Annotated in this window: 13 protein-coding genes; 6 read left to right on the top strand and 7 right to left on the bottom strand. The window is 70.4% G+C overall.

What is annotated here, in order from left to right:
• Positions 1–795, top strand: a complete 795-nt coding sequence (locus OHA64_RS37270) for an ABC transporter permease (RefSeq protein ID WP_405620867.1) — start codon at positions 1–3, stop codon at positions 793–795.
• A gap of 10 nt (positions 796–805) precedes the next feature.
• Here OHA64_RS37270 and OHA64_RS37265 read toward each other — a convergent pair whose 3' ends face one another.
• Complete coding sequence (locus tag OHA64_RS37265) at positions 806–2,092, bottom strand: MFS transporter (RefSeq protein ID WP_405620865.1); 1,287 nt, start codon at positions 2,090–2,092, stop codon at positions 806–808.
• A 396-nt stretch (positions 2,093–2,488) separates the two neighbouring features.
• On the opposite strand from OHA64_RS37265, the gene OHA64_RS37260 reads away from it, so the two are divergent.
• A complete protein-coding gene (locus OHA64_RS37260) occupies positions 2,489–4,771 on the top strand; it encodes a M4 family metallopeptidase (protein ID WP_405620863.1) in 2,283 nt (760 codons plus the stop codon).
• Between the two features lie 202 nt (positions 4,772–4,973).
• On the opposite strand, the gene OHA64_RS37255 is transcribed toward OHA64_RS37260, so the two are convergent.
• Positions 4,974–5,474: an NADPH-dependent FMN reductase gene (locus OHA64_RS37255; protein WP_405620861.1), complete on the bottom strand. Its 501-nt coding sequence runs from the start codon at positions 5,472–5,474 to the stop codon at positions 4,974–4,976.
• 276 nt (positions 5,475–5,750) lie between these two features.
• Here OHA64_RS37255 and OHA64_RS37250 point away from each other — a divergent pair, with 276 nt between their 5' ends.
• Positions 5,751–7,070 carry a jacalin-like lectin gene (locus OHA64_RS37250; RefSeq protein WP_405620859.1) on the top strand — a complete coding sequence of 440 codons (1,320 nt, stop codon included), beginning with the start codon at positions 5,751–5,753 and terminating at the stop codon, positions 7,068–7,070.
• Between the two features lie 167 nt (positions 7,071–7,237).
• Here the strand turns inward: OHA64_RS37250 and OHA64_RS37245 are convergent, their stop codons facing one another.
• Positions 7,238–7,402, bottom strand: coding sequence for a hypothetical protein (locus OHA64_RS37245; RefSeq protein WP_405620857.1), 165 nt, complete (start codon positions 7,400–7,402; stop codon positions 7,238–7,240).
• 90 nt (positions 7,403–7,492) lie between these two features.
• On the opposite strand from OHA64_RS37245, the gene OHA64_RS37240 reads away from it, so the two are divergent.
• A complete protein-coding gene (locus tag OHA64_RS37240; RefSeq protein ID WP_405620855.1) occupies positions 7,493–8,113 on the top strand; it encodes a TetR/AcrR family transcriptional regulator in 621 nt (206 codons plus the stop codon).
• The gene (locus OHA64_RS37235; protein ID WP_405620853.1) at positions 8,110–8,934 is read left to right on the top strand and encodes an alpha/beta fold hydrolase; all 825 of its coding nucleotides are present in this window, start codon (positions 8,110–8,112) and stop codon (positions 8,932–8,934) included. Before OHA64_RS37240 ends, OHA64_RS37235 begins: the two co-directional genes overlap by 4 nt.
• 45 nt (positions 8,935–8,979) lie before the next feature.
• Here the strand turns inward: OHA64_RS37235 and OHA64_RS37230 are convergent, their stop codons facing one another.
• A complete protein-coding gene (locus OHA64_RS37230; RefSeq protein ID WP_405620851.1) occupies positions 8,980–10,677 on the bottom strand; it encodes a DUF2264 domain-containing protein in 1,698 nt (565 codons plus the stop codon).
• A 111-nt stretch (positions 10,678–10,788) separates the two neighbouring features.
• Positions 10,789–11,832, bottom strand: a complete 1,044-nt coding sequence (locus OHA64_RS37225; RefSeq protein ID WP_405620849.1) for a rhamnogalacturonan acetylesterase — start codon at positions 11,830–11,832, stop codon at positions 10,789–10,791.
• A gap of 202 nt (positions 11,833–12,034) precedes the next feature.
• Here OHA64_RS37225 and OHA64_RS37220 point away from each other — a divergent pair, with 202 nt between their 5' ends.
• A complete protein-coding gene (locus tag OHA64_RS37220) occupies positions 12,035–13,723 on the top strand; it encodes a rhamnogalacturonan lyase B N-terminal domain-containing protein (protein WP_405620847.1) in 1,689 nt (562 codons plus the stop codon).
• A gap of 18 nt (positions 13,724–13,741) precedes the next feature.
• Here the strand turns inward: OHA64_RS37220 and OHA64_RS37215 are convergent, their stop codons facing one another.
• Together OHA64_RS37215 and OHA64_RS37210 are read right to left on the bottom strand one after the other, a co-directional pair.
• Positions 13,742–15,154, bottom strand: coding sequence for an RICIN domain-containing protein (locus tag OHA64_RS37215; RefSeq protein WP_405620845.1), 1,413 nt, complete (start codon positions 15,152–15,154; stop codon positions 13,742–13,744).
• Between the two features lies 1 nt (position 15,155).
• Positions 15,156–16,301: a family 43 glycosylhydrolase gene (locus OHA64_RS37210; RefSeq protein WP_405620843.1), complete on the bottom strand. Its 1,146-nt coding sequence runs from the start codon at positions 16,299–16,301 to the stop codon at positions 15,156–15,158.
• Positions 16,302–16,433: the final 132 nt, after the last annotated feature.

The following is a 16,433-nucleotide window of genomic DNA, read 5'->3' as shown; positions in this document are numbered from 1 at the left end:
ATGAACGCCGTCCGGATCGCGTGGCGCGTGACGCGTCTCAACTTCCGTGCCCAGCTGGAGTACCGCACCGAGTTCCTGCTGATGATCGCGATCGGCGCGATCTGGCAGGTTTCCGTGATCGTCTTCGCGACGGTGCTGCTGACCCGGTTCACCGGCATGGGCGGCTGGAACAGCTCCGAGGTGCTGTTGATCCCGGCGACGCGGATGCTCGCGCACGGGTTGTTCGTGCTGGTGCTGGGCCGGTTGCACGGCATCGGCCGGCAGATCCAGGAGGGCCGCATCGACATCTATCTCACGCGTCCCATGCCGGTGCACCGCCAGGTCCAGCTCTCGTACTTCCCCACCAACGCGATCGGTGACCTGACCGTCGCGGCCGGCCTGATGGCTGGCGCGCTCAGCCGCAGCGACCTGGACTGGACGGCCGGCCGGACCTCGTACCTGATCGCCGCGGTCCTCGGCGGCATGCTCCTGGAGGCGGCCCTGTTCACGGCGGTGGCCTGCGCCTCCCTCCGGTTCCCGGCGGCCGACTACTGGGGCCGCTGGCTGGAGGAACTCCTCGGCACCTTCGGCAGCTATCCCCTGAACGTGCTGCCGAAGGCGGTCGGCGGCTTTTTGACGTTCGGTCTTCCGCTGGCGTTCGTCGCGTACTTCCCGGCCGCCGTCCTCACCGGCCACGACACCGGCGTCCCGTACTGGCTGGCGGCGGCCTCCCCGCTGCTGGGCGTGCTGGCGTACCTGGCAGCCCGGCTGCTGTGGCGGCGGAGCCTCGCGCACTACGCGGGCGTGAACGGCTGACGAGCGCGCCTCAGCTCGGGTCCGACCGCCGGATCGGCGTGAACAGGGCGGCCACCGCGATCAGTACGCAGCAGCCGCCCGCGACCAGGCCGACCGGGGTCGTGCCCTGCCGGTCCGCCGCCCAGGTCAGGACGGCCGCGCCGATCGGGGCCGCGGCGTACTGGAGGGTCCAGAAGGCGGAGGTGACGCGGCCCAGGAGTGGTTCCGGGGTCACTTCCTGGCGCAGGGACATCGAGCAGGTGCCCGCGATGCCGACGCAGGCGAGGAAGGCCGCGCTGAGGGCGGCGACGACGGGCACCTCCCCGGCCCAGCCCAGGCCGGCGAAGGCGAGCCCGCACACCGCGACCGCACCGGTCCACGTCGGACCGAAACCGAGCCGGCGGCGGATCCGGGCGACCAGCAGGGCGCCGGTGATGGTGCCGAGGGCGCCGACGGCCATGACGGTGCCGACCGTGCCGTCGTCGTGGCCGAGGTCGTGCTTGAGGTGGTAGATGACCAGGTCGTTCAGGCCGAGGGTGAGGAAGCTGAAGACGAACAGCAGGGCGGTGAGCGAGCGCAGCACCGGATGGCCGCGGAGGAAGGCGATCCCGACGCGCAGGTCCTGCCACAGGGTCGCCCGCCGCGTCGGAGTGCCGTCGTCGCCGGAGCGCGCGGCGAACCGTACGAAGAGCATGCAGGCCGCCGAGACGCCGAAGCTGGCCGCGTCCACTCCCACGGCGGCGGCCGGACCGGTCCAGGAGGCCACCACTCCCGCGCCCACCGGTCCGAGGACGCCGGCCGCCGCTGCGGTCGCGTTGAGCCGGCCGTTGGCCTCCGTGAGCTGTCCGGTGCCGACCAAACCGCGGACGACGGTGACATAGCCGACGGCGAACAGCATGCCGACGGCCTCGCACAGCGGCAGGACCACGTAGAGCAGCCAGACCTGCGGCCCGAACAGCCACACCAGCGGGATCACGCCGTACAGCACCAGGCGCACCAGGTCGCAGACGATGAGCAGCCGACGGCGGTCGACGCGGTCCACCACGGTGCCGGCGAACACGGCCGCCAGCACGGAGGCCGCCCCGCCGACCGCCGTGAGCAGGCCCATCCGGGCGAGTGAGCCGGTGGCCTGGAGTACCAGCAGGGGCAGTGCGATCAGGGCGAAGGAGTCGCCGAGGACGGAAAGGGTCTGCGCGGCCCAGAAGATGCCGAAGTCCCGTTGCCGCCACAGGGGTTGCCGGCCGTCGGGAGGGCCGGTGCGGGGGCCGTCGGATGTGCGTCCTCCGGGTTCCTCCGCGCTCCGCGCCTCGTGCGCCATACCCCTCCCCGGTCCGTCCTGCCGACCAGGCCACCCTACGATCCCGTGGGGCCGGACTCGCCGAACTCCTCTTTTCGCAGCTCGACTTGACGAGCGAGTGGCTGAAGTTGCCCATACGGCCCGTTTGTTCCAGCCGTGTAAAGGCGCACGTGATCACGAACGTTGGGACCGGGACGGTGAAAGACAGGGCCCGGTTTCCGGACAATGGTCTGATCCACTGCTGACAAGTCATACGTTTCAATGCCAGCATCTTCACGCCGCACGGCCACCTTTTCACAGGAACCCCACAACGCGGTCAAAGGAGCCTGAGTGACGAGCGACAGACGTCCTCGCATAAGCCCCAACTCCAACTCACCCTTAACTGACACCACTTCACACACCTCCGTACCCGCCCCTGTGCGCCGTCGTACCGCGACGGGCGCACTGGTCCTCACCGCCGCCCTGTTCCTCGCGGCACTCCCCGCCTCCGGCGCGAACGCCGAACCGGGGCCCGGAGCAACGGCGATCCCCGGCTCGGCGAACCCCGCGAAGATCGCCGCCAAGCCGAAGCCGGGCGCGGCGCCCGTCACGCTGACTCCGGCGCAGCGCGCCAGACTGCTGAAGTCCGCGAAGGACACCGGTGATTCCACCGCCGACACCTTGGGCCTGGGTGCCAAGGAGGAGCTGATACCGAAGGACGTCGTCAAGGACGCCGACGGCACCGTGCACACCCGCTACGACCGCACCTTCGCCGAACTCCCGGTCCTGGGCGGCGACCTGATCATCCATCAGCGCGCTGCGAGCCGGACCGTCACCAAGGCGACCGACGCCCCGCTCACCGTGCCCACCACCAAGGCCGCCGTTCCCGCGTCGACGGCCAGGAAGTCGGCCCTGAAGGTCGCCGGCGCCGAGGGCACCCGGAAGGCCGAGGCGGACGCGGCCCCGCGGCTCGTCGTCTGGGCTGCCGACGGAACGCCGACGCTCGCCTGGGAGTCCGTCGTCACCGGCGTCCAGAAGGACGGCACGCCCAGCGAGTTGCACGTCGTCACCGACGCGAAGAGTGGCAAGACGCTGCGTGAGTTCGAAGGCGTCCAGACCGGCACCGGACACGGGCAGTTCAGCGGCAAGGTCGACATCGCCAGCACCCGCGGAACGAACGGTTTCGAGCTGTTCGACGCGCAGCGCAACCACAGGACGTACGACCTGAAGCAGGCAACAGCCGGGACCGGCACGCTCCTGACCGACCCCGACGACACCTGGGGCGACGGAACGGTGGGTGACCGCCAGACCGCGGCCGTGGACGCCGCCTACGGGGCCCAGGAGACCTGGAACTTCTACCACGACCGGTTCGGCCGCAACGGCATAGCCAACGACGGCCGCCAGGCCTACTCCCGCGTCCACTACGGCAACAACTACATCAACGCGATGTGGGGTTACCAGGGCTGCTTCTGCATGACCTACGGTGACGGGGCGGGCAACGCCAACCCGCTGACCGCCCTCGACGTCGCCGCCCACGAGATGTCCCACGGCGTCACCGAGAGCACCGCGGGCCTCATCTACGGCGGCGAGTCCGGCGGGCTCAACGAGGCCACCAGCGACATCATGGCCGCCGCCGTGGAGTTCTTCGCCAACAACCCCAGCGACACTCCCGACTACGAGGTCGGCGAGCTGATCGACATCAACGGCGACGGTACGCCGCTGCGTTACATGGACAAGCCGTCCAGGGACGCCGCCTCCCAGGACTGGTGGTCGCCCGAGACCGCCTCGCTCGACGTGCACTTCTCCTCCGGCGTGGCGAACCACTTCTTCTACCTGCTCTCCGAGGGCAGCGGCAGCCGGACCGTCAACGGGGTCGCCTACGACAGCCCGACCTACGACGGTCTCCCCGCCGCCGGCATCGGCCTGCACAACGCCACCAACGTCTGGTTCCGGGCGCTGACCACGTACATGACGTCCAGCACGGACTACGCGGACGCCCGCCAGGCGACCCTCCAGGCCGCCGCCGACCTGTTCGGCCGGTCCAGCGAGGCGTACGAGGCCGTGGGCAACGCCTGGGCTGCCGTGAACGTGGGCTCCCGCTTCGTCGACCACATCGCGTTGACGGCCCCAGCCGACCAGGAGGCCGCTGTCGGCCAGCCGGCCTCGCTGCGGATCTCCGCCAGCACCAGCCGGGCCGGAGCCCTGGTCTACTCGGCCACCGGGCTGCCCGACGGGCTGTCCGTCGACGCCGCCACCGGGGTCGTCTCCGGCACCCCGACCGCGGCGGGCGACTTCACGCCCACGGTCACGGTCGGCGTCGAGGGCCAGACGGACAAGCGGTCCACGACGTTCCCCTGGACCGTCATCCCGTCCGGCGGCGACTTCTTCGTCAACCCCGGCAACGTCGACATCCCGGACGCGGGCGATCCGGCGGAGTCCCCGCTCGTCGTGACCGGCCGCACCGGCAACGCGCCGAGCGACCTGGAAGTCACCGTGGACATCCTCCACACCTACCGCGGTGACCTGGTGATCGACCTGATCGCACCGGACGGCACGGCATACCGGCTGAAGAACTTCAGCGGCGACTCGGGCAACGACATCCACACCACGTACACCGTGGACGCGTCCGCCGAACCGGCCGACGGCACGTGGAAGCTCCGCGTCCAGGACGTGTACGCGGCCGACATCGGCACCATCGACAGCTGGAAGCTGACGTTCTGAGTCCGCTCCCGCGCAGCGGCCCCCGGCCGTCGCGCCCCGCCCGGTGCACCGGGCGCCGTGGGGCAGGTCGGGATCCGGCGTGACGTCGGCCCTCACGACGTGATCGTGGTCGTGGGGGCCGGCGTCGTCGGGCCGGGCCTCCCGCTACGACGACGGCCGACGGTGGGGATCGGGCCCTGCGGCCCGTGTGGTGGCCGGCGGTTCAGGCGGCCGCGTGGGAGGCGGCGCGCAGCGGGCCGAGTGCCTGTGCCCACGCCAGCAGCTCGTCGACCAGCCCGTGCACCTGCGCCAGGTGCAGCTCCCGCGGCCGGAAGTCGGTGAAGGTCACGAAGTCCTCGCGCAGCGACAGTGCCACCTGCGGCCCGATGTCCGCCATCCGCAGCGGGCCCGCCTGCGCACGGAGCCTCTGCACCGCCATGACCGCACCGAAGACGCCGTAGCCGACGTAACCGACCGGCTTGCCGCCCCACTCCTCGAAGAGGTAGTCGAGGGCATTGGTCAGGGCGGCGGGCGGGGCGGTGTTGTATTCGGGCGTGACGACGATGAAGGCGTCGCACGAGCCGATCCGCTCGGCCCATCTCCTGGTGTGCGGCCGGCTGCCCGCGGCCCTTCGCGCCGGTTCCCGAATCGCGTCGTCGAGACCTGAGACGAGACAGCCCTGCCATCTGTGACATCGGGGACCGGTCGGGCGGGTGGCGAACACGTTGTGCCTGTTTGAGGGGGGTGGCCCGGCGGGGGCGTCGTCCGGGTGGGCGGCGCTGTCCGGTGCGGACTCAGGCGACGTCGAGGTGCTCAGTCGTCGAGGTGCTCAGCCGAGGACCGCGAGGTGGTCGGCGGCGCCACCGCACTCGACCTCTCTTCGGTTACCTCGTCTCTCACTGTTTCCCCAACTGCCCTTTCCCGTCACACTGCTTGACGGAGAACCTGAGCAGCGTTCACCTTCCGTCCCCGCTTCCTCCCATCGGAGAGACACCCCCCCATGAGAAGACTCCTTGGCGCCCTCGCGGCCGCCGCGCTGGCCGTAACCGGCCTCGCCGCCACCGGCGCGACACCCGCGGCAGCCGCCACCACCGGCACGTTCAACGTCCTGACGTACAACGTCGCGGGCCTCCCGGAGGGCCTGAGCTCCGGCCACCCGGAGACGAACACCCCGCTGATCTCCCCGCGCCTGGCGGCGTACGACATCGTGAACGTCCAGGAGGACTTCAACTACCACGCGGCGCTCTACGCGGGGGACAACCACCCCTACCGCACCGCGACCAGCGGCGGCGTGCCGTTCGGCGACGGCCTCAACACCCTCTCGGACCACGCCTTCGAGGACTTCGAGCGGGTGAAGTGGGACAAGTGCACCGGCACCAACTGCCTGACCCCGAAGGGCTTTTCGCTGGCGCGGGTGCGGCTGGCCGAAGGCGTCTTCGTGGACCTCTACAACGTCCACACCAACGCGGACGACACGGAGGACGCGCTGGCCGCCCGCCGGGCCAACGTGGAGCAGCTGTCCGACTTCATCCAGGCCAACTCCGCCGGCAACGCGGTGATCGTCATGGGCGACACGAACACCCGGTACACCCGGGCCGGTGACAACATCCGCACGCTGGCCGACGAGAACGGCCTGACCGACGCGTGGGTGCAGCTGGCGAAGGGCGGCACCCGGCCGGCACAGGGCGCGGACGCGCTGCTGTGCCCGACCACGGCACCGACCAATGGCTGCGAGGTCGTGGACAAGGTCCTCTACCGCGGCAGCAAGCTGTTCTCCCTCTCGGCCACGCGCTACAACAACGAGTGGGCGTCGTTCCTCGACTCGGCCGGCGGCAACCTCTCGGACCACTTCCCGCACACGGTCGACTTCTCCTACACCCTCAACTCGTCACTGAAGGCGAGCGACTTCATCGGCGGCCCGCACGGCACGGCGTTCAACGACTCCGACGACCTGCCCGCGGCCCCCTCCCCCCGCACCCTGACCCTGCGCGGCGCTTCCCGCCTCGACTCGCTCTCCCTCACCCTCGACGGCGGTACGGTCCTCTCGCACGGCGGCACGGGCGGCACCGCGACGTCCCTGACCCTCGCCTCCGGCGAGCACCTCACCTCGGTGAAGGTGACCCAGGGCCAGAAGGACAGCCGGACCCGGATCTTCTCGGCGGCCTTCACCACGGACAAGGGCCGCTCGTTGGCCTCCGGTACGCCGACCACGGACACGAGGACGTTCACGGCTCCGCCGGGCCGGCAGATCGTCGGTTTCACCGGCCGGGCGGGCGACGAGATCGACAAGCTGGGGGTCGTGTACGCGCCCATCGGCTGACGGCCCTATTCCGCACCGGGCCACGGACCACCCACCGGCTCCTCGCAAGGATCGGGCACATGACGATGCGAGAAGCTGGTGGGGCCCTTACCGTCGCCCGGACGCGGAGCCGGAGGAAGGACGCCTGCCGACAGGGTTCGACCTCGGCAGGCGCGGCATCCGTGCCGTCACTCGGGAGCCCAGTCGGCGTTCGCGCCGCAAACGATCAGGCAGGGCAGGTCCCCGGGCACCCGCCCGGCCAGCCACGCGGCGAACGGGACGGCCGCGGCCGCTTCGACCGCGATCCGGCACTCCTCCCACAGCCGGTCGCGGGCCCTGACCAGGCCGGTCACGGAGAAACCCCCTCGGGAAAATGCGCCCCCAAAAGGACCTCCAGGGCATAACCTAGAGCCCCTAGGAAACCTGCCAGACCCGAGGTACCCATGCCCCGAGCCGGTCTCACCCCCGACCGCATCACCGCGGCCGCCGCCGATCTCGCCGACGAGGTCGGCTTCGACCACGTCAGTCTCTCCGCCCTCGCCCGGCACTTCGGGGTGAAGGACGCGAGCCTGTACTCGCACGTCAGGAACCTCCAGGACCTGCGCACCCGGCTCGCCCTGCTGGCCGGCGGCGAGATGATCGAGCGGATCGCCCTGGCCGTCGCGGGGCGGTCCGGGAAGGAAGCGCTCGTCGCCTTCGCCGGGGCGTACCGCGCGTACGCGCTTGAGCACCCCGGACGCTACGCGGCCACCCAGATCCGCATCGACCAGTCCCTCATCGCCGACTCGCCCGCCCTGCGCCGCACCGCCGAGATCACGTACGGCATGCTGCGCGCCTACGACCTCGCCGAGCCCGATCTCACCGACGCCGTACGCCTGTTGCGGGCCGCCTTCCACGGCTACTGCGCCCTGGAGTCCACGGGCGGCTTCGGCGCGCCCCGGGACGTACGGGCCTCCTGGGACAGGGCGATCGACGCACTGCACATCACGCTCGAGCACTGGCCGCGCGACCGGCCGGGGCGGACGGGCCGGAAGGACGAAGAAGGACGAGGAGCACAACGATGACCGACCGGCCGCACTTCGACCTCCGCGGCAGCGGGCCCGTCCTGCTGGTCGTCCCCGGCGGGGCCGGGCACCCCATGGGGCTGGACGCCATGACGGACGTACTCGCCGAGCACTTCACCGTCGTCACCTACGACCCGCTCGGCCTCGCCCACGGCCGACTGGGCCTGCCCGTTCCCGACCAGCGGGTCCAGGACTGGAGCGACGGGGCGCACCAGGTGCTCCAGGAGACGCTGCCCGAGGGTGAGTCCGCGTACGTCCTCGGGACGAGTTCGGGTGGCATCGCCGCCCTCGACCTGCTCGCCCGGCACCCGCAGCGACTGCGGCACGTCGTCGCGCACGAGCCGCCGTGTGTGGCGGTGCTGCCGGACGGGGACCGACAGCGGGCCATGTTCCGGGAGGTGTACGACACGTATCGCGCGTCCGGGCTCCGGGCCGCCGCGGCGCGACTCGCCGCCGGGCTTGCGGAGCAGGAGGCCGGAGAGCTTCCGGCCGGTCAACCCTGCACCCGCGTCGAGGAGTTGGCCAGCCCCATGGCCCTCTTCCTCGCCCATGTCCTGGTGCCGTTCACCTCGTACGTGCCCGACCTGACGTCGCTGCCCAGGTCCGCGCCCACGTCCGCGCCCACGACCCTCCCGGCGCCCCGCCCACCGCGCCTCACCCTCGCCGCCGGAGCCGACTCACGCGGTCAGCTCCCGCACCGCACCGCCGGGCTCGTCGCCGAGCGGACCGGGAGCCCCTTCGTCGAGTTTCCCGGCGGCCACATCGGCGCCGCCTCACATGCCGTCGCCTTCGCCGAACGGCTCCTGAAGACCCTGTTCTGACAGATCCCGGCAGTCCGGCCCACGCCCCGCCGGGCTCATCCCTCCCTACGGGGCTCCCCCACCCTCGACGTGCGCCCCGGCGGCGTCCAACCGCACCCGCACCTCGTCCCCGTCGCTCCACCGGACCGTCAACTCCCCCGCCCCGTCCGCGCGCACGGCCACCGTCTCCGCCAGGGGCCCGGGGTCCGGTTCGGCGGTCAGACGCGCCAGCGCGACGAAGAGCGTGTCGCCGTCCCCCGTGACGCCCGCGAGTCCCTCGTCGAGGCCGACGACGGGCACCAAGTCCGCGCGCGCCCCCTCGCCGACCGCCCACCCCGTGAGCCGCACCGGCGTCCCCGGCGCCGCTCCCGCCACCAGATGAACGCGCACTTCCACGGCCCCGCGCGCCAGCACGACGCTCGTCACCCGCGCTCCCCCGCCCGCGGTGTGCCGAGACGCCACCCACCCGTCCCCGACCCCCAGCGGCTCGATCCCGGTCCGGCTCGGATCGTCTCCGACGAACACGCTGTTGTCGTACGACGGTGCGGGCGTCGTCACCGTCGAGTACGCGAGGCGGGTGTAGTACGGGTCGTAGCGGACGTCCTCGCTGCCGTGGTTGTGCAGGCGGACGACTCCGTCCGAACGCGTGGACTGGAGCAGCCAGTTGGGTGCGGTGAGGGACGTCACCGCGTCCGCCCGCTCGACCGGGCCGGGCTCCTCCGGGGCCGTCCACACCGGGTGGTCCGGCGGCAGGAGCAGACCGAGGAAGCCCTTGCTGGCCCAGTACGGGGAGGCGGGGCCCGAGTAGCCCTGGAGGACGGCCGGGTCGGGGCCGTGCCAGCCGAGGGTCAGCAGCCCGCGCTCGTCGACCGCCCCGCGCTCCAGGAAGTACTTGAGTGCTCCGGAGGCCAGCCCGCGGGTCTGACCGGGCGTCAGTGGCGTACGGCCGGTCAGCGCGCCGAGCCACAGCGGGGCCGTCGTCGCGAAGCGGTACGTCAGGGAGCGGCCCTGGTGCATCGGGGCGCCGTCGGCGCCGAACAGGCGGGCGTAGTCGGAGAGATGGCGTTCCAGACGGCCGCCGTAGAGGTCGAGCAGTGCGGTGTCGTTCGCGAGCCAGGCGTGCAGCACCGGGTACAGGTGCATCGCCCAGCCGTTGTAGTAGTCGAACTTGCGGCCGTCGCCGTCCGTGTACCAGCCGTCGTCGACGTACCACTGCTCGATGTGCTCCAGGCCCCGGTCGATCGCCTTCCGGGCGGATTCGGGCTCGTGGCCGATCTCCGCGAGGAAGCCGCCGACCGTGACCGGGAACAACTCCCAGTTGCAGGGCCAGGGTTCGGCGGTCAGCGCGTCTCCGAGCCAAGCCGCGGCCCGCTGCCGTACGCCGTCGTCGAGCCGGTCCCACAGCGACTGCCGGGTGAGCCTGAGCGCGAGGGCGATCGACGCGGCCTCGACCAGGGGCTGGCTGCGGTCCTCGATGCGGGGCCAGACCCCGGACACCCCGGCTGCGAGCCCGTCGGCATAGCGCTGGAGCGCGGTCTCGTCCCGGCGGAAGGCGGCCAGCAGCAGGGTCCGCGCATAGCCCTCCAGGCCGTCGGAGAGGCTGCCGGACCAGCTCTCGCGGTCCCCGGGGAAGTGGTAGAGGGCGCGGTCCTCGGTGGCGTACGACTCCACGGCGGCCAGCAGGGCGTCGGCGGCGGACTCCCAGTGGGCGCGCGTGTAGCCGGTGCGGGGGCTGACGGAGCGGTCGTCGGGAGGGAGCTGCATGGTGTCTCTTTCTCAGCAGGCGAGCTTGTCAGCAGGCGAGCTTCTCAGAACGCGTACGTCTCAGAGGGTGAACCTGGGGCGCCCCGGTTCCGGTCGGGGCGCCCCAGGCGCTCATCCCACCCGTATCAGGCGCTTCGGCACCAGGTGCTGCGCGACGAGTGCGTCGCGGACCAGGCCCGCGTAGACCGTGGCGCCATGGGTGGAGGTGTGGGTGTTGTCCCGTTTCTCGTTGTAGAGGTACAGCGCCTTGGAGCCCTCGACGCCCAAGGACTCCACGACCGCCTTCGTCCTCGCCGTCAGGTCGATCAGCGGCACGTCCTCGGCGGCGGCGACCGAGCGGACCACCTCAGGATGGTTCACGCCGAGGCCGTTGACCAGGAGGGCGGTGTCGTTGTTCAGCGTGCCGTCGGCGTTGAACCAGCGGCGCACGATCGGGGTGACGAGGACGGGCGTGCCGCCCTTCTCCCGTACGCCCGCCACCAGCGTCTCCAGGTTCGCCCGGTAGGTCGCCTCGTCGGTGGTCTTGTCGTTGTGGGCGAGCTGGACGAGGACCAGGTCACCGCGCCGGATCTGCGGTTGGACGGTGGCCCACAGCAGGGGGTTCCCCAGATACGACACCGTACTCTCGCCGGAGTCCGCGTAGTTGGCGACGGACAGGCCCTTGCCGAGGTACTGCGGCAGCTGCTGGCCCCAGCCGGTGTAGGGGTCGGCGGGCTGGTCGCAGACCGTGGAGTCGCCGACCAGGAAGATCTGGCGGGCGTGCCGGGCCGGGGTGACACGGATGCCGACGAGGGCGGGCGCCGAACCGCCGAGCGTGAGGTCGAGGCCGGCTGTGCCCGCGGGGCCGGTCGGCTCGCCCTCGGGGGTGCGGACGTTCACGGTGAAGCTGCGGGCGGCCCGCTCGCCGGCGGGCACCGGGGTCTCGGGGAGCAGCGCGCGCCGGGTCTCACCGCTGACGCTCGTGCTCGACCCGGCGGTGCCGCCGAGGAGGACCGTGACGTCGTAGGTGCCGGGTGCGACGTCGAAGTGGCAGGCGGTGGCGGTGCAGTTCTCGATGCCCGGGGGGCGCTGACCGGCATGTGCCTGGGCCGGTGCGGCGGTCAGGCCGGCGCTCAGTGTCAGCGCCGCCAGTACGGCGAGGTTGAAACGTCTCATACGGCTCCTTCGGCAGTCCCGCGACGGGGCGACAAAGCCTGGCGGCTGGACCGTACCGCTACTGGCAAGCGCTTTCTAGACCTTGAACGGATTTCACAAGATTGCCAACCTCCCGCGAGCGAAAGCCCTTTCGCGAAATCGATTCAACTGTCACTCTGACCCATCATCCGCACCCCCCACCTCCCGAAGGAGGCACCCCCACATGTCCGGATCCGCGAACAGACCGGTCCGACGCCGCGCCTTCGTACTCGGCACCCTCAGCAGTACCGTCGCCGCCGGATCGGCCGCCCTCGCCGGACCGCTCGCCGCGAGCGCGTCCGCCGCGACCTTCGGCTACACCGACGACGGCTCGAACTACGTCGTCGACACCGGCGCCGGCCTCGTCTTCAAGGTCAGCAAGACCAACGGCGACCTGACCTCGCTGGTCTACCGGGGCGTGGAGTACCAGGGCTACGGCGGCATGAACTCGCACATCGAGTCCGGCCTCGGCGCCTCCACCGTCAGCGTCAAGCAGTCCGGTTCGACGATCCTGATCTCGGTCGCGTACGGCACGCTGAAGCACTACTACGCGGCCCGCAGCGGCGAGAACAACGTCTATCTGTGGACCAACAAGGCGGACACCTCCGTCTCCGCGACCCGCTACATCGTCCGCGTGAAGAAGGGTCTGTTCCTCAACGACGAGCCCGACTCCTACACGTACACGAACAGCACCATCGAGGCCTCGGACGTGTTCGCGAAGTCCGACGGCCAGACCCGCTCCAAGCACTACTCGAAGCGGCGGGTGATGGACTACGACTACATCGGCTGGTCCGCCGGCGGCGTCGGCCTGTGGATCGTGCGCAGCAACCACGAGAAGGCCTCCGGCGGCCCGTTCTACCGCTCGCTGCTGCGTCACCAGAGCGCGGACGGCGGCGGGCTGTACGAGATCCTGTACTACGGCCAGAACCAGACCGAGGACCAGCGCTTCGGCCTGCAGGGTCCGTACGTCATCGCCTTCACGGACGGCGGTGCTCCCTCCTCCTCGCTGTATCCGGGCACCCTGACCACCTCGTGGGCGGATTCGCTCGGCATCTCCGGGTACGTCGGAGCGAGCGGCCGGGGCCGGGTCGCGGGCGTCGGGATCACCGGACGCGACACGGCGTACCCGTACACGGTCTCTCTCGCCAACTCGGCGGCGCAGTACTGGGGTTCGGCCCGCGCCTCGGACGGTTACTTCTCGGTGCCGGGCGTTCTGCCGGGGACGTACACGCTCACCGTCTTCAAGGGCGAACTCGCCGTGTACACCACGTCGGTGGCGGTCACGGCGGGCGGCACGACGACGCTCAACTCGATCGCGATCCCGTCCTCGAACGACCCGTCCAAGGCGAGCGCGATCTGGCGGATCAACGACTGGAACGGCACCCCGAGCGGCTTCAAGAACGCCGACCTGATGACGTACGCGCACCCCTCCGACGTCCGGGCCGCCGCCTGGACCGGCAACGTGGTGATCGGCAGCGGCAGCGAGACCTCGGCCTTCCCCTGTTACCTCTGGAAGGACGTCAACAGCGGTCTGCTCGTCTACTTCAAGCTGACCGCCGCCCAGGCCGCCGCCGCGCACACCCTGCGGATCGGCGTGACGACGGCCTACGCCAACGGCCGTCCGCAGGTCGCCGTCAACGACACCTGGACGTCGGCCATCCCCTCGCCGCCCACCCAGCCGAACACCCGGTCGCTGACCAACGGGTCCTACCGGGGGAACAACAACACGTTCACCTACAGCGTTCCGGCGAGTGCCTGGCTCACCGACACCGGCCAGTACAACGTGCTGAAGATCAACGTGGTGAGCGGTTCGGGGACGACCGGCTTCCTCAGCGCGGGGACGGCGATCGACGCGATCGATCTGCTGCCCTGATCCTGATCCGAGGGGCACTCATGTTCCGCGCGTCCATTGCTGGTTGGTCGCTCCGTTGCACGTGTACGTGATGATCGCGGCGGAGTTGGCGGTGGACGCGCCGTTCACGTCCAGACACTCCCCGCTCGCGCGGGACTTGAGGTTCACGTACGAGCCGGTGGTGGTCACCGACCACTGCTGGCCGGTCGAAGAGGCGTTGCAGTTCTCCTGGGTGACCGTGCTCGCGTTCTCCTGCACGCACAGGGAGCTGCCCCGGACCATCAGCTGGTAGTAGCCACTGCTCACGGACTTGAACCAGTACTTCTGGTTGCCGCCGCCGTTGCAGTCGTACTGCTTGATCTGGGCGCCCGGCCACAGCGACTGGCTGGTCACGTCGGCGCACTTGGCGGAGTGCCGGGCGATCAGTGTGTTGTACGTGGCGCTCGTGCCGCCGACCGTGCCCGCGGCCGTGTCGATGGTGACCTCCGGCGACCAGGACATGGACATCGAGGTGGCGCTCGGGAAGGTCAGCGGCAGCCACACGTACCGGGAGTCGTTGACGATCCCGCCGAAGGAGTTGCCCCAGCGGTCGCCCATGTACAGGTAGGAGGTGCCCGAACTGCCCTGCACGGGGAGGACGTACGCGGTCTGTGAGCCGTAGGCTGTCGAGTCGCCGACGTTGGTCATCGCCGACCAGGGGCCCGACAGTGAGGTCGCCGTCGCGTACTGCTGCTGGTTCGGGCTCCAGCCGGTCGCTCCCGACGTGAGCATGAAGTAGACGTTGCCCCGCTTGAACAGCGCCGGTGCCTCTCGGTGGCCGCCCGGCCAGGGGTTGGCGACCAGGCTCGCGATGCCGGTGTAGTCGGCGGTGAGCCGGTAGATCTGCAGGTCGTAGTTCTCGTTGGCGGCGGAGGCCATGTAGCCGGTGCCGTCGGTGTCGACGAAGACCGTGATGTCGCGGGACATGTGCTGGCCGAGCGGGCGGAAGCTGCCCTGCCAGGTGTAGTTGCCGTCGACGGTGCTCGACACGGCGACGGCGGCGCGGGCCTCGCTGTAGTCGGCGCCGTTCTCCTTGTGCATCCACATCACGAACTTGCCGGTGGACGCGTTGTACATGACCTTCGGCCGCTCTATGTTGGCGGTGGCCAGCTCGGAGGAGCTCGACTGGGTCAGGACGTGATTCCTGAACTCCCAGTTCTTCAGGTCGGTGGAGCGGTAGGCGTCCACGTATCGGAAGGTGTTGTCGGCGTTGCGGTTCTCGCCGAACCAGTAGTAGTAGTTCCCGACCTTGATGACCCCGCCGCCATGGGCGTGCACGGGGTTGCCGGAAGTGTCCGTGAACTGCGTGCCGTTGGTGACCGTCTGGGGCGCGGCCTGGGCCGGTCCCGCGGTGGCGAGGGCGCCGAGCAACGCCAGACAGAGGGCGAGCAGGGCCGCGTACGCACGTCTCATCTCACGCACTTCCCTTGACTGGTTGGGCGGAGGCGGCCGTCGCCGTGTCCGCCACGGGGATCCCGAAGTCCGGGGTGCCGTCGCGCTTCCAGCCCAGCTTCTGGACGCGGGTGTGGCGGTTGGGGTCGTTCAGCGGGTCGCCGACGATCTCCTTGTACTGGCGGGCGTGGTAGACGAGGACGTCACTGCGCCCGTCCTCGGCGACCGTGAAGCAGTTGTGGCCGGGGCCGTACTGCTTGGTGGTGTCGTTGCTGGTGAAGACCGGCGTGGGTGACTTGGACCAGCTCGCCGGGTTCATCAGGTCGCTGTCGGCGTCGGCGGTCAGCAGGCCCATGCAGTAGTGCCAGTCGGTGGCGCTGGCGGAGTACGACATGAACAGGCGGCCGTTGCGGGCGATGACCGAGGGGCCCTCGTTGACCTTGTAGCCGATGGTCTCCCAGTCGTACTCCGGTGTGGACAGGCGTATTTGAGGACCCGTCAGGGTCCATGGGTTCGCCATCTCCGACAGCCACAGGGCGGTGTTGTTTCCCATGTCGGGCTCGTGCTGGGCCCAGGCGAGGTAGCGGGTGCCGCGGTGGGTGAAGGTGGTGGCGTCGAGGGAGAAGGTCTCCCAGGCCGTCTTGATCTGACCCCGCTCCACCCAGGTCCCCTTGAAGGGGTCGCGGCTCGCGTTCTCCAGGACCCAGATGCGGATGTCCCACACGCTCTCGGCGGGCGCGGAGGCGAAGTAGATGTACCACTTGCCGCCGATGCGGTGGATCTCCGGCGCCCAGATGTGGGCGCCCATGGGGCCGGTGGCGTGCTTGGTCCAGATGACGGACTCGGCCGCGGTCGCCAGGCCGTTCAGGGTGCGGGAGCGGCGCAGGATGATCCGGTCGTACTCGGGGACGGTGGCCGTGAAGTAGTAGAAGCCGTCGGCGTGACGGTGGATGTGCGGGTCGGCGCGGTTGCGCGCGAGCGGGTTCACGTAGGGGGCCGCCTTCGGGGCCGGGGTGGCGTGGGCGATACCGGGGGCGGCCGCCGTCAGAGCGCCCGCGGCCAGGGCTCCCTTCAGCAGCAGTCTGCGGCTGGGGACGCCGGAGGCCACAGGGGCATCAGGGGTGTCGGCGGTATCAGGTGTACCGGGCAGGTCGCTGGTGCGGCTCATACGGACTGCCTCTCGGGGGGTGGGGTGCCTGAGGGCGAAGTTCGACACTTCGAACATCAGTTGTTATGACGAACGCCGAAAAGGTAAGGGTGTGGAAGGGGGAGGTCAACGGGTTGGACGCGATAGGGGAAA

Source organism: Streptomyces sp. NBC_00076, from assembly GCF_045041235.1.
Taxonomy (GTDB): domain Bacteria; phylum Actinomycetota; class Actinomycetes; order Streptomycetales; family Streptomycetaceae; genus Streptomyces.
Note: the sequence above shows the minus strand (reverse complement) of the source record. Positions and strands in the feature narration are given on the sequence as shown.